Annotated in this window: 16 protein-coding genes; 6 read left to right on the forward strand and 10 right to left on the reverse strand. The window is 65.4% G+C overall.

What is annotated here, in order from left to right:
* Nucleotides 1–43 precede the first annotated feature (43 nt).
* From CAL12_RS16495 to CAL12_RS16505, 3 genes are read left to right on the forward strand one after another with little or no spacing between them, the layout of a single operon-like run.
* Nucleotides 44–622, forward strand: a complete 579-nt coding sequence (locus tag CAL12_RS16495; protein WP_086067935.1) for a TetR/AcrR family transcriptional regulator — start codon at nt 44–46, stop codon at nt 620–622.
* Complete coding sequence (locus CAL12_RS16500) at nt 619–1,572, forward strand: alpha/beta fold hydrolase (protein WP_232464544.1); 954 nt, start codon at nt 619–621, stop codon at nt 1,570–1,572. The genes CAL12_RS16495 and CAL12_RS16500 overlap by 4 nt, the downstream gene beginning before the upstream one ends.
* Nucleotides 1,569–1,955, forward strand: coding sequence for an ester cyclase (locus tag CAL12_RS16505; protein ID WP_086065634.1), 387 nt, complete (start codon nt 1,569–1,571; stop codon nt 1,953–1,955). The genes CAL12_RS16500 and CAL12_RS16505 overlap by 4 nt, the downstream gene beginning before the upstream one ends.
* Before the next feature lie 31 nt (nt 1,956–1,986).
* On the opposite strand, the gene CAL12_RS16510 is transcribed toward CAL12_RS16505, so the two are convergent.
* From CAL12_RS16510 to CAL12_RS16545, 8 genes are all read right to left on the reverse strand, one after another.
* Nucleotides 1,987–2,574: a DUF308 domain-containing protein gene (locus CAL12_RS16510; protein ID WP_198298256.1), complete on the reverse strand. Its 588-nt coding sequence runs from the start codon at nt 2,572–2,574 to the stop codon at nt 1,987–1,989.
* A 14-nt stretch (nt 2,575–2,588) separates the two neighbouring features.
* A complete protein-coding gene (locus CAL12_RS16515; RefSeq protein WP_086065635.1) occupies nt 2,589–3,362 on the reverse strand; it encodes a molybdopterin-binding protein in 774 nt (257 codons plus the stop codon).
* Nucleotides 3,359–4,216 carry a cytochrome b/b6 domain-containing protein gene (locus CAL12_RS16520; protein WP_232464545.1) on the reverse strand — a complete coding sequence of 286 codons (858 nt, stop codon included), beginning with the start codon at nt 4,214–4,216 and terminating at the stop codon, nt 3,359–3,361. Before CAL12_RS16520 ends, CAL12_RS16515 begins: the two co-directional genes overlap by 4 nt.
* A 3-nt stretch (nt 4,217–4,219) precedes the next feature.
* The gene (locus CAL12_RS16525) at nt 4,220–4,855 is read right to left on the reverse strand and encodes a hypothetical protein (protein ID WP_198298257.1); all 636 of its coding nucleotides are present in this window, start codon (nt 4,853–4,855) and stop codon (nt 4,220–4,222) included.
* Between the two features lie 95 nt (nt 4,856–4,950).
* Nucleotides 4,951–5,601 (reverse strand): TetR/AcrR family transcriptional regulator, encoded by a 651-nt coding sequence (locus tag CAL12_RS16530; protein ID WP_086065637.1) that lies wholly within the window; start codon nt 5,599–5,601, stop codon nt 4,951–4,953.
* A gap of 16 nt (nt 5,602–5,617) precedes the next feature.
* The gene (locus tag CAL12_RS16535; protein WP_086065638.1) at nt 5,618–7,000 is read right to left on the reverse strand and encodes a pyridoxal phosphate-dependent decarboxylase family protein; all 1,383 of its coding nucleotides are present in this window, start codon (nt 6,998–7,000) and stop codon (nt 5,618–5,620) included.
* A 14-nt stretch (nt 7,001–7,014) separates the two neighbouring features.
* Entirely contained in the window at nt 7,015–7,365 is a 351-nt protein-coding gene (locus CAL12_RS16540; RefSeq protein ID WP_086065639.1) for a nuclear transport factor 2 family protein, read from the reverse strand.
* A gap of 99 nt (nt 7,366–7,464) precedes the next feature.
* Complete coding sequence (locus tag CAL12_RS16545; RefSeq protein ID WP_086065640.1) at nt 7,465–8,337, reverse strand: SDR family oxidoreductase; 873 nt, start codon at nt 8,335–8,337, stop codon at nt 7,465–7,467.
* 141 nt (nt 8,338–8,478) lie between these two features.
* Here CAL12_RS16545 and CAL12_RS16550 point away from each other — a divergent pair, with 141 nt between their 5' ends.
* Nucleotides 8,479–9,360 (forward strand): LysR family transcriptional regulator, encoded by an 882-nt coding sequence (locus tag CAL12_RS16550; protein WP_086065641.1) that lies wholly within the window; start codon nt 8,479–8,481, stop codon nt 9,358–9,360.
* Nucleotides 9,361–9,383: 23 nt separating this feature from the next.
* On the opposite strand, the gene CAL12_RS16555 is transcribed toward CAL12_RS16550, so the two are convergent.
* On the reverse strand, nt 9,384–9,869 hold the full coding sequence (locus CAL12_RS16555) for a PaaI family thioesterase (protein ID WP_086065642.1): 486 nt from the start codon (nt 9,867–9,869) through the stop codon (nt 9,384–9,386).
* Between the two features lie 77 nt (nt 9,870–9,946).
* Here CAL12_RS16555 and CAL12_RS16560 point away from each other — a divergent pair, with 77 nt between their 5' ends.
* On the forward strand, nt 9,947–11,299 hold the full coding sequence (locus CAL12_RS16560) for an aminotransferase-like domain-containing protein (RefSeq protein ID WP_086065643.1): 1,353 nt from the start codon (nt 9,947–9,949) through the stop codon (nt 11,297–11,299).
* Between the two features lie 11 nt (nt 11,300–11,310).
* On the opposite strand, the gene CAL12_RS16565 is transcribed toward CAL12_RS16560, so the two are convergent.
* On the reverse strand, nt 11,311–12,261 hold the full coding sequence (locus tag CAL12_RS16565) for a GlxA family transcriptional regulator (RefSeq protein WP_086067939.1): 951 nt from the start codon (nt 12,259–12,261) through the stop codon (nt 11,311–11,313).
* Between the two features lie 202 nt (nt 12,262–12,463).
* Between CAL12_RS16565 and CAL12_RS16570 the strand changes: the two genes are divergently transcribed.
* A complete protein-coding gene (locus CAL12_RS16570; protein WP_086065644.1) occupies nt 12,464–13,222 on the forward strand; it encodes an SDR family oxidoreductase in 759 nt (252 codons plus the stop codon).
* Nucleotides 13,223–13,253: the final 31 nt, after the last annotated feature.

Below are 13,253 nucleotides of genomic sequence, written 5' to 3' on the forward strand. Positions count from 1 at the left end.
GCCCAACCCAGCACGTTCGCCGGGCCGCCCCAGGGAATTCGACATGGCCGCCGTCCTGGACGGCGCCATGCGGATTTTCCGCGAGCGGGGCTATCACGCGACCTCCATTACCGACCTCAGCGATGCGACGGGCCTTACCGCCGGCAGCATCTACAAGGCGTTCCAGGACAAGCGCGGCCTGTTCCTGGCCGCCTTCGATCGCTATGTCGACGAGCGCGGCCAGGATCTGTGGCGCAGGCTGGATCTCCAGCCCGACGCCCGCGAAAAGATCCGGGCAGTACTGCTTTTCTACGCGGACTCGTCACAGGGCGAACAAGGCCGGCTGGGCTGCCTGGTCGTCGGCAGCGCCACGGTCCTGTCCACCTTCGATGCGGACGTCGCCGCCCGCATCGAAGCCAGCCTGCGGCGCATCCAGGACCTGCTGCGGACATTGCTGCGGGAAGGACAGCGCGACGGCTCGATCGCGGCCGACATATCCGTTTCCGCCATGAGCAGCGTGTTGCTCGCCGTCCTGCAGGGATTCCGCGTCATCGGCAAGTCCGGGCGCACAGCCAAGGAAATGCGCCGCGCGGCGGACGAAGCCATGCGGCTGCTAGGCCAACCACCAGGAGTTCCATCATGAATACGACTGCTTCCGCCTCCGCCCGCGTCCTGGACTGCGGGCCGGCCTCCTTGCCGGATCCCCGGTTCGAGGGTTACAGCCATCGCTTCCAAACCGTGGAAGGCATCCGCATGCACTACGTCGAAGCGGGGGATCGCGAGCGGGACACAGTGGTCCTGGTCGCCGGCTATCCACAGAGCTGGTACGCCTGGCGCAAAGTCATTCCGGCCCTGGCCGAACGCTATCACGTGATCGCGCCTGACCTGCCCGGCCAGGGCGATTCCGACCGGCCGCTGGAAGGCTACGACACCAGGACCCTGGCCGAGCGCCTGCATGGCCTGCTCGCCGTCTTGGGCCTGCGTCACTACCATCTGGCCGCGCACGATGTCGGCGCATGGGTCGCCTACCCCTACGCCATGCTGTTCGGCGACGAGGTCCGTCGGCTCGCCCTGTTCGACGCCGGCATTCCGGGGATCACCTTGCCCGACGCCCTGCCCGCGGCGCCGGATCGCGCCTGGCGCACCTGGCACTTCGCCTTCCATGCGGTGCCGGACCTGCCCGAATCGCTGATCACGGGCAAGGAGGAGATCTACCTGGACTGGTTCCTGCGGCGCAAGGCTGCGAACCCGCAAAGCTTCACTGAAGCCGACATGGCCGAATACCTGCGCCTATTCACCAAGGAAGGCGGGTTGCGCGCCGGCCTGGCCTACTACCGCGCCGCGCACCTGTCCGCGCGGCAGAACCGCGAACTGAACAGCAAGGGCCGATTGCAAATTCCGCTGCTCGCGGTCAGCGCCGACCAAGGCTCCATTCCCGACATGGCCGGTCCGCTGCGCGCCTATGCCGACGACGTGCGAGGCGTGCTCATCACCCACTGCGGCCACTTCATCCCGGAAGAACAGCCCGCGGCCGCCACGGCGGCGCTGCTCGACTTCTTCGGCGACGCCCAGGCCCGGGAGAGCGTCGCATGACGAAGACCGAACTGGAAGCACGCTATACCGATTACATCGCCTGCCTGAACCGGCAGGACTGGACCAGCCTGGGGCGCTACGTCCATGACGACGTCTGGCACAATGGCCGGCCGCTGGGCCTGTCCGGCTATCGCGCCATGCTCGAAAAAGACCTCGAACAGATACCGGACTTGCGCTTCCACATCGAGAGGCTGCTGGTCGACCCGCCACGCGTCGCGTGCAGGCTGCGCTTCGACGTTACGCCGAAAGCCGTGTTCATGGGGCTTCCGGTGAACGGGCGGCGAGTGTCGTTCCGCGAGCACGCCTTCTACGAATTCCGGGACGGCCGGATTTTCGACGTGCGCTCCGTCATCGACAAGGCCGCCATCGAAGCGCAGCTTTGAGCCTCCACGCGCGGCCGCCCTGGCAAACGCATCAAACGGCCTGGGCGGCCCTGCGGCGCAGGCTGACGAACAGCCATATCGCCGACACCAGGAAATACACCGCGCCCACGCCGGCGTAGCCGGCGACCCGGGTGATCGACATCGACGCCAGCGTAGGCGTGCGCGACTGCAGGATGAACAAGGTGCCGGCAAGCGCCGACTGCGCGCCGCTCAGGACCATCGCCCATTGCGCCCCGCTGCGCTTCCAGCGCCGCACAGCGGTGCCCAGTTGCAGCAAACCGGCCAGTATGGCCCATACGCCGAACACCGCCAGCACCGAGTTCGTCGTCATCTGCAACGCGACGAAGACCGCGATCGTCGTCACCACGCTGACGGCGACGTTGATGGCCTGCGTGCGGTTCCTGCCCAGGCCGCCGCTGCGCGCCGCATCGAAGTAGTTCGCCAGGGCGTCCCAGGCCGGATACAGGACCAGCAGCACTGCTGCGATTCCCGGAGACTGCTGCCCCACGGTGAACGCGGCAGCCACCCACACCGCCGATACCACGGCGCGAATGAAGTAATAGGTCTTCAGCCATTGTTCCTGGCTGGGGCCGGTATAGCCCATTTGCATGTCAGTCATCTCATTTCCTTTCATCAGATTCCGGCGTACCACTCGTAGCCCCGGTCTTCCCAATAACCGCCATTGCCGCCCCACAAGCCGGCATAGCTGTCCACGATCTCGATCCGCGTGATGTATTTGGCCTGCTTGTAGCCCAGCTGCCGCTCGACCCTGAGACGCAGCGGCGCGCCATGTCCCACCATCAGATCCTGGTCGTTCATGGCATAGGCCAATATCGTCTGCGGGTGATACGCATCGATAAGGTCTATGCTTTCGTAATAGCGCCCGCTGCCATCCAGCGTCTTCTCCAATTCATCCGCGCAATGGAAAACGGCGTAGCGCGCGTTCGGCTTCAGTCCCGCCGGTGCCAGGACGGTCGCGAGCGGAACACCCGTCCACTTGGCGATCGCGCTCCAGCCTTCGACGCAGTCGTGGCGCGTGATCTGGCTGCGGGCCGGCATCTTGCGCAGGTCCGCCAGCGAATACTCCTGCGGGCGCTCCACGAGACCGTCGATCTTCAGGCGCCAATCGGCGAAGTTGCCTTCCAGCAGCCGCGCATACTCCCCGCTGTCCGGCGCGCTCGTGCCGTTCACGCGGAACGACGGCGAGATATCGGCTTCCGAGAACTCGCGGGCGAGCGCGTGGCGTCCTTGCAGCAGACGCTGCGTTTTCATTGTCAGCTGCTCGGCGGAACGGATGAGGCCCGCGACACCATCGTCCTGTACCGCGGCGTCACAACCGCTCAGGACGAGCGCGCCGGCGCCCAGCGTGCCGCCGAACAGAAAGCGGCGGCGTGTCAGCTTGTTCATGCGTCTGGCTCCTGCTGGCGAATGGCATAGCGGCCCGTGATCATCGAACGCATGTTGTTCCACAGTCCCGACAGGACGACCATGGCCACATGCACGACGACGAACAGGACGATCAGCGATGCCGAGATAAAGTGCAGCGCCCGGGCGGATTGGCGGCCACCGAAGATGTCCAGCAGTATCGGAAATACCGCGTCCACACCCGGCGACATCGTCAGACCCGTCAGCACCATCAAGGGCAGCAGACCACCGATCACGACGATGTAGGTCAGCTTCTGCAGCGCGTTGTAGCGCTTGGCTGCCTCACCGGACGGGAAGCGCAGGCGGGCATGGTCGATGATCTCCCGCCAAAGATGCCGGGGCGCCAGCTCATGCCGGTTGGGCGCCAGGTCACGGCGAAAATGACCGCTAAGGACGCCCCAGGCTAGGTAGACCAGGCCGTTGAGAAAGAAAGCCCAGGCGAAGAAGAAATGCCAGCGCCGTCCAAGGGCCAGGTCCTGGTACGACGGCAGCGTGAGCCAGGCGGGAAAAGCGCGCGACGCCAATTCTCCATCCACCTTCGAGACGCCCAGGACACCGGTCGTGGACACGGACAGGCTGCCGATCTTCAGGAAGCCGTGCGGCGTGCCGCCGTCGTCGGTCGACCCGATTTTCAGGAAAGCCGGATCGTCGTCGGCGCCATACTGGCCCCAATGCAGCTGGGGGTAGGCATTGAATATCTGCAGTCCGCTCAAAAGCAGAAAGCCCAGGCACAACACGTTCAGCCAATGCGTCAGGCGCGTGGCCACGGAATGCCGCCGGACGAGCACGGTTCGCTCGCGCGGCATGGGCTGGGAAGCTCGCTTATCCCTGTTCATGGCTTACATCGGCGGGACGACGCCGTTGGTGCCCACCACCACGCGCTGCGCGCTGAGTGCGCCATCGGCGGCCTTGGTGGCGGATACGAAGACAACCGCGCCCGGCTTCAGGTCGGCCTGGGTAGCGGGCGCGAACGTCACGACGGGCGTGCCTTCCGGAATGGCGATCTTCTTCTCCTTGCCGTGATAGGAGACCGTGACGGTGCGTCCGTTCACGCCCTTGACGGCATCCGCGACCGTGGCGTTGGTCATGGTGCTGTTGGGCTTCAAGTCCCAGCCGTAGCTGCCTTCGGCGGTACCCTTCAGGGCGGGCGGGAAGATCAGGACTTCCAGCGCGCCATCGCCGCCGTCCTTGTTCGGCAAGGAAGCAATGCCCACATAATCGCCCGGCTTGATATCGGTAATGGCCGCGCGGGCGACGCTCGACACCATCCATCCCTGCGCAAGCGCGATGTCCACGGTCTGGCCTTCCCGCGTCTTGACCTTCAAGGCCTGTCCGCTGAAGTCGACGATATCGCCACGGACGCGCACCGGTTCCGGCTTGGCGTTCTGTGCGTATGCGGGCGAAGCGATGCCGGCCGTGAGCGGCAGGCTGACGACGGCGGCGGTGAGCAGGCCGCGTACGAATTGCTTGAACATGCTGACTCCTTATACCTACTAGTAGGTAGTTATCTGGCGCGAAAAAACAGGCTCGGACGGCGCGCCCCGCCAGAGCCAGACGACGTGGGCGGCTTCTACCGCCTGTTCGAACCTGCTTGCTTCTTCTGCGTGGCAGAGGAAGCCTTGGTGGGCGCTTCGGCCGCAAGCCCGGCCGTCAGCCTTTCTATGAGAGGGTCGGTAACGACCCTGAACACCTTCGTATCGCCATAGGCGCGGGCCGAAAGCATGGCGCCGTGTACCGCCGCCAGGAAACCTTCGGCCTCTGACTGCGCGCTACCGCGCAACGCCAGCTTGCCCTGCTGCGCGCCCTGTTCCAGGGCGGAGGTCAGCCATCCGGCCAGCAATCGGAAATGCCCGCGTACTTCCACGGCGATCTCCGGCGGCAACACCGGCATTTGCGTCGCAAGCAACGCGCACACGCAGAAGGCGCTGGTGGGATCCCCGATGCATGCGGCCCAATAGCCCGTATACGCCCGCAACTGATCGACGGGATCGGGATGGTGCTGCTGCATCGCGGCGATACCGGCTTCGGCTTCTTCGTGATAGCGCTGCAACAACGTGCGGACCAGATCGACCTTGCTGGGAAAATGATGGTGAATGCTGGCCTTGCGTATGCCTACGACTTCTGAAATGTCGGCATAGCTGAAGCCGTTGTACCCGCCCGCGATGATAAGGGCGCGGGCGCAACGCAGAATTTCGTCGAAGGTGCTGTTCTGAGTGACCATGGCCGTAGACTACCAACTAGTAGGTACGTCCGTCAACGGTTTTTTTCGCCGCACGCACCATGGCTTGCAGGCTGGCCTGGACATCGGCCTCGGTGGTCGCCCAGCTGGAGACACTGATGCGCATCGCGGTACGGCCCTGCCAGACCGTGCCGCCGCACCAGCATATGCCCTCCTCCTGCAGTCTTTCGATCACCGCTGCCGTGACCGCGGGCGAGCCGAAGCTGACCAGCACCTGGTTGAGCGCGACCTCGTTCAGCACCTCGAAACCGGCCGCTTGCAGGCCCTGTGCGAACACCCTGGCGTAGCCGCATGTGCGCTCCACCAGCCCCGCCACGCCCTGCCTGCCTAGATGCAGCAGCGCCGCCCAAATCTCCACCCCGCGAGCGCGCCGGGACGATTCCGGCGTGTAGTGGGATGGCTCCCGCTGTTCCGCGCCGTCTTGCGCCAGGTATGCGGCATTCAGCGACATGGCCGCGCGCAGCGCCGCGGCATCGCGCACCAGCACGATGCCGCTGTCATAAGGCACGTTGAGCCATTTATGACCATCGGTCGCCCAGGAGTCGGCTAGTGCGATTCCCTGTGTCCTGGTGTCGAACTTGTCGCTGGCCAGTGCCCAAAGGCCGAAGGCGCCGTCCACGTGTACCCAGGCGCCGGCCTGCCGGGCCATACGGCAGACCTCATCGGCCGGATCGAAGGCGCCGGTGTTCACATTGCCCGCCTGGATGCATACGATGGTGCGGTCGTCCAGCGCCGGCAATCGGCTGACCTGCATGCGCCCGTGGCGATCCGTGGGCACGACGGTGACCCGCTGGCGGCCCAGGCCCAGCAGCGCCAGGGCCTTGCCCACCGTGACGTGCGTCTCTTCACTGACGATGACGCGTATCTCCGGCGCGCCGTAGAGCCCCTGAGCTTCCACGTCCCAGCCCAGTCGCGACAACAGCGCATGGCGGGCCGCCGCCAGCGCGGCGAAATTCGCCATCGATGCGCCGGTAACGAATGCGCCACCAACATCCGCGGGCAGGCCGAACATCCGGGCCATCCATTGCAAGGACACGTCTTCCAGCGTCGCGGCGACCGGCGATGTGTGCCGAAAGCAGGCATTCTGGTCCCATGCGGTCGCGAGCCAGTTCGCCGCCACCGTGGCCGGCAGCGCGCCGCCGACCACCAGGCCGAAGAAGCGTCCGCCGGCGGTCGCGACCGTCGCGGGCGAGCCGCTTTCATCAAGTAGCCGCAGGACCTCGCGCGCATCGACACCCGTTTCGGGAAGCGGGTGCCTGAAGGCCTCCAGGCCTTGCAATGCCTCGGCCGATACGGCCACAGGCCGGTCGCGCACCGCCCCGACGTACGCAATCGCCCGCTGCGCGGCGTCGCGCAGCAAGGCTTCGACCTCGGCGTTCATAAGACGTGTCCTTGCTAGTTCGATTCGATGACGAATGCATTCAGCTCGGCCATCCGGCCATCGCGAAAGCGCCAGACGTCGGAGTAGCGGTTATTGACCAGCCGGCCGTCGCTGCCCCTGGAAACGATGGTGCCTAGCGCCACCACGTGGTCGCCTTCCGCGATCAGATGCGAAACGGTGAATTTGGGCGGCTCCGCGTACTCCTTCAGCATCGATTGCCGGACCGCCTCTTTGCCGTGCAAGCTCTCGCCCCCCACCGTCGTCCAGATTATGTCGTCGACGCAGAACGACAGGAATCCTTCGATGTCGCCGACGGTGATTGCTGCGTTGGCATTCTGCAGGACTGCTTTATTCTGCTGTGACATGGCCCTCTCCGTGGTTGTGATCGGCGCAAGGGACGCCGGTCGGTCGATGCTGGTCCAAGGTTAACCGGAGTCGGGACCGGCATCGTGCCGACCCGGCGCTCACGGTTTGTCGACCAGCGTCTCCCGGACAAAGTCGCGATAGGTGCGCAAGGGACGCCCAAGCAGCTTTTCCAGGCTCTGGACTGCTCCCGCGCCAGCGTGCATGCCGTGATGCTGGATGCGGTCCATCATCAGCCGCATGTCGTAGGCCAGCCAATCAGGCCCGTAGGCCGCCATCTGCTGTTCGAAGCCATCGACGTCATCGCCCCCGTATTGGACATCACGGTGCAAAGCCTCGCTCCACGCCTGCGCGGCGGTTTGCCCGGTCAGGGCCTCCGGCCCCACGACCTCCAATGTACGGGCCGGCAGCGCGACGGGCGCATGGTGCCGCGCCAGCAGCTCGGCCGCCGCCACATCGGCGATGTCGCGCACATCCACCATGCTCACGCCTGCCTTGCCGATCGGCATCGGATAGACGCCGTAGCTTTCAACGACGGACCTGATGCGCTCGTCGTTCTGCATGAAATAGGCCGGCCGCAGGACGGTGGCAGGCAGATTGAGCGTTTCGATCATCCGTTCGACCGTATGCTTGCCCGTGAAATGCGGCACATTGGTATAGAGATCGGCGTGGATGACCGACAGATACACGATGCGCTCGATGCCCGCATCCCTGGCCAGGTTCAAGGTGACCAGCGCCTGGGTGACCTCGTCGGCGGCCACCGCGTTCAGCACGAACAGGGTGCGCACGGAAGACAAGGCCGCACGCATTGCCTTGACACTGCTCATGTCGCCTACCACTTCCTGTGTACCCGGAGGCAGGGCGGCCTTCCCTGGCGTACGGACCAGCGCTTTCACCTCCACTCCGCTCGTGGCGAGACGCCGGACGATTTGTGAACCTACGGTGCCGGACGCACCAGTGACGAGAATGCTCATGATTGGCTCCATTTGGAAAGTCGATAGGGGGTAGTCGTCAGGTTGGCGACTTCCGTATCGCATAGGTCACACGATAGGCAGTTTCAGAATCAAAACAAAGACCATAAAATATAGACAGCCCGTATCAAAAACGAGACACACATGGATCTGAACGCCCTGGCGGATTTCCAATTGGTCGCCGCCCATGGCGGCTTCGGCCGGGCCAGCCGCGCCAGCGGCCGGTCCAAGGCCACGCTATCGCGGCGCGTCGGCGATCTCGAAGACTCGCTGGGTATCCGGCTCATCGAACGCGGCGCCCGCAGCCTGGAGCTGACCGAGGCCGGACAGATGCTGCTGGCCCGGACGGAAGGACCGATGCATGAAGTCGCGGAAGCGGCGGCCGCGGCGCGCGAAGGACTGGCAACGCCGCGCGGCCGGCTGCGCATCGCCGCGCCCATCCTGTTCTCGCAAGTGGCGCTGGGACGGCTCGCCGCCCGATTTGTCGCGCTATACCCCGACGTGCAGGTCGAAGCCGTCGCCGAAGACCGCTTCGTCGATCTGGTCGACGATCATTTCGACGTGGCCGTCCGCGCCAATCCCGGCAAGGACAGCACCCTGGTCGGACGCTGCTTCGCCAGAGACAGGCTGGTGCTGGCCGCCGCGCCATCCATCCGCAAGCCCAGGAGCCGCGGCGCGCCAGCCCTGCCCGTTCCGGCAGTCGTCATGACCAGCCACCGCGACGGAGAAGTATGGACGCTGCGCAACGGGCAGCTCAGCGTCGCGCCTCAACCGGTCTTGCGGCTGTCTTCCCTGCTGACGGTCCGCGATGCGATCGCCGCCGGCGCGGGCATCGCCATGCTGCCCGAATCCATCATTGGCGGCATGCTGGAAAGCGGCCAGCTGGTGTCATGGGGAATCACGGGCGACGACGTCGAGCTTTGGGCCTTGCACACGTCCCGGCGCCTGCAGAGCCCGAAAGTACGGGCCTTCGTCGACTTCATTTGCGAACAGTACCCGGATGGACGGTTCACGGTGCCAGGCTGACCGACGCACCCGCGCCCACGGTATCACCGGCCCTGGGCACGATCTCCGTTCAGCGTCATGACGGCGCTGGCGATGCTTGCCACGGTCTTGCCGTCGTCCCGCCGGATATCGCAGCGGTAATGGCTGATCGTCCTGCCCCGGTGCTCCGTCCAGGCCTCCGCCACCAGGCGAGCCTGCCATACCGGGCGAAGAAAGGTCGCCTTCAGATCGATGCTGGTGAAGCTCTCACCCGGATCCATCAGTGTCGAATGCGCCGTGCCGATGGCCGCGTCGGCCAGTTCGCACAGCAACCCTCCGTGGACGGTGCCCTGCTGATTGCCGTGGCGGGTGGCGTCCGCATCCAGTTCCAGGGTTGCCGTGGCTACGCCGATGGCGACGATACGCAGGCCCAGCAACCGCGAGATCGCGGTGGGATAGCGCATATGCGTCGTCGCGCCGTCCGGCAGCGTGCCGTCGAGCTGGCGTTGCAGGTATTCCAATACGGGCAGTTGTATGGCGGCTGTAGTCATGAAGGCGTGTTCCTCTTCCTACGCGCAGGCTAATCGCCTAAATTGGAACAATCAAAAAATTGTCCTAGATACATTGCATGCGCCCTTCCCCCCTCTCGCCCATCATCGAGAAACTGGCGGCCGACATCCGGAACGGCAGGCTGGCGCCAGGTGCGGCGCTGCCCACGCACCGGGAACTCGCCGCCCGCCATGGCGTGGCCATCGCCTCGGCCAGCAAGGTCTACGCGCGGCTCAAGGACATGGGCCTGGTCATAGGCGAAACGGGACGAGGCACCTTCGTGCGCGACCGGCCGCGGGAGCGGGACTGGGACCCAGGCGACGAAGCCCGGCTGAGCGCCGCCGCCACCGACCTGTCCTTCAATCACCCGACCTGGCCGGGCCAGGCCGACTTGTTGCGCGGCATGTTGCGCGAGCTGGCGGGCAGCGGCGACCTGGCCGCGCTGATGCACCAGCAACCGCCCGGGGGCCGGCGCCACGAGCGGCAGATCGTGGCCGACTTCCTGGCCAGGGAACGCGGCATCCGCGCGGACCCGCAATGCGTTTTCCTGGTCAACGGTGCGCAGCAGGGACTGGATATCGCCGTGCGCGCATTGCTGCGCGCGCATGACATGGTCGCCGTCGACGCCCTGACGTATCCCGGATTCAAGATGCTGGCCGAAGCGCACGAACTGGTGCTGAAGCCCGTCCCGGCGTCACCGCCGGGCGCGGCCGAGGGTCCGGACCCGCAGGCCCTGGACGCGCTGTGCCGCCGCCATCCCGTACGCGCGATCTACGCCATGCCGACACTGCACAATCCGCTGGGCTGGGTATTGACCGCGCGCCAGCGCGCACGGCTGGTGGAGATCGCCAGGCGGCACGACTGCCTGATCGTCGAGGACGCCGCCTACGCCTATCTCGCCGGCAACGCGCCGCCTTCGCTGGTGACGCTAGCCCCCGAGCGCACCGTCTACGTCTCCAGTCTGTCGAAAAGCCTGGCCAGCGGCCTGCGCTTCGGCTACGTGGTCGCGCCGCCATCGATGGCGATGCGCATCAAGGCGCAGATCCGTGCCAGCTACTGGAGCCTGCCCAGCCTGGTCACCGCCATGGCCACGCGATGGATGCAGGACGGGACGGTGAAGCGACTGGAATCCGAGCATCGCCATGGGGCACGGCTGCGCCAGGCCGTCGCTCGCAAGGTGTTCGCGGGCATGGACATGACCGCCCACCCCAACGCGCTGTTCGTATGGCTGCGCCTGCCACCCGACCTGCGCGCGGACCGCATCGTTATGGCGCTGGCCGAAAGGCAGATAGCGGTGTCAAAGGCGGAAGCCTACGCGACCACCCGCCACGCACCGCAGGCGCTGCGGCTGGGTCTGGGTTCCGTACCCTTGGACGAGTTGCAGGCCGTGCTCGCGCGGGTACGCGATGTCATCGATGCATACCCGATATAGTTCCGTGCGCCTCACACCATCGGCTGACTGCCCATGAGCACGAGGCTGCGCTTCAACCCCGTCGGCGGCTGCCCATAGGTCCTGAGGAAAGCACGGCGCATCCGGTCCCGGTCGGCGAAGCCGGTGTCGCGCGCCACCACGTCCATGGAATGCCGGCCGTCTTCCAGCATCGCCCTGGCAGCCTCCAGCCGCAGAAGCTCGACCGCCTTGGCCGGCGACTGGCCGGTTTCCTCGCGGAAGACGCGGCTGAACTGGCGTGGCGACAGGCTGGCTGCCTGTGCCAATTCTTCCACGTTGAGCGCGTTGCGGAGATTCTCCTTCGCATAGGTCAGGGCGCGTTTCACCCTGTCGGTACGAGGCTCCATCTGCAGCAGGGCCGAGAACTGCGATTGCCCACCCGGACGGCGGTGGTAAACCACCAGCTTGCGCGCGACCTGACGCGCCAGTTCCGCGCCATGGTCGTCCTCGATCAACGCGAGCGCCAGATCGATCGCCGCCGACATTCCAGCCGACGTCCAGATATTGCCATCCCGGATGAAGATACGGTCTTCGTCGACACGCACCTCGGGGAAACGTTCCTGCAGGCGTCGGGCATGCGCCCAATGCGTGGTGGCGGTGCGGCCATTCAGCAGCCCGGCCTCGGCCAGCACGAAAGCGCCCGTGCATACGCCGGCGATCCGCCGCGCCTCTACCGCGGCGCGGACCAGATAGGCCCTTACGCCAGGTGCGACGGGCCCGGGCTTCAACTCGCCCGCCACGATCAGTGTGTCGGGCATCACCCCGAAGGGCACCGACTCGATGCCCGCGCTCATGGTGGATCGAACGATGCCGCCGGCCTCGGAAAGTATGGTCAGCCGATAACCGTCGTCGCCGAGTTCGCCATTGGCGAGTTCGAAGGCGGCGATCGCGGACAAACCCATGAGCTGGAAGCCGTCCTCCAGGATCAACCCTATCTGGCGCATGCGTGTCTCGATATGCTGGATATGTGCCTCCAGGATACTGCAAAGCAGGCAGTAAAAGCCGGATTTCTGGAACGCCACACATATTCATGTCCTTAATTGCCGTTTCAATGACATTTGAGCCGACCTGAAACTACGGCAAAGTGACGACATGCGCGGTGCCTGAACCGTTCGGCGCCTATCTACTCCGCTAAAGGACATCCACATGAAGCTCAGCGACAACACCATCCTGATCACCGGCGGTACGTCCGGCATCGGCCGCGGCCTGGCGCAAGCGTTCCATGCCCTGGGCAATAAAGTCGTCATCGCCGGGCGCCGCCAGGCGCTGCTCGACGAGATAACGGCCGCCCATCCCGGCATGGAGGGCGTGCAGCTCGACATCGCCGATGCCGACGATATCGAACGCGTCGCCCGGACACTCATCGCCCGGTATGCAGGGCTCAACGTCCTGATCAACAACGCGGGCATCATGCCCTTCGACAACGCCGCCGCCGCGGTCGACGACACCACCTCGCGCCGCATCCTGGACACCAACCTGCTCGGTCCTATCCGCCTGACGTCGGCGCTGATCGAACACCTGAAAGCGCAGCCTCGCGCCACCATCATCCACAACACGTCGGTGTTGGCCTATGTGCCCATTGCGACGAACGCCGTCTACTCCGCGTCGAAGGCGGCACTGCACTCCTACGCGCTGTCGCAGCGCTTCATGCTGCGCGACACCAGCGTAACGGTGCAGGAAATCGCGCCGCCCTGGGTCGACACCGACCTGATCAAAAAGAGCGGGGACCCGCGCGCCATGCCGCTGGATGCCTTCATCGCCGAAACCATGAAGGGGCTGGCGACCGACGCGCCCGAAGTCTTCGTGGAAGGCATCAGGGCCTTGCGAGACAACCCGGGATCAGGCGAACACGCCTTCGTGCATGCGTTCAACCAGAGCATCGTCGACAACCCGATTCCGGTCTGACCGAAACGCTACGCCGGCGCTGGGCAAATAT

It is taken from the genome of Bordetella genomosp. 8 (assembly GCF_002119685.1).
Classification (GTDB): domain Bacteria; phylum Pseudomonadota; class Gammaproteobacteria; order Burkholderiales; family Burkholderiaceae_B; genus Bordetella_C.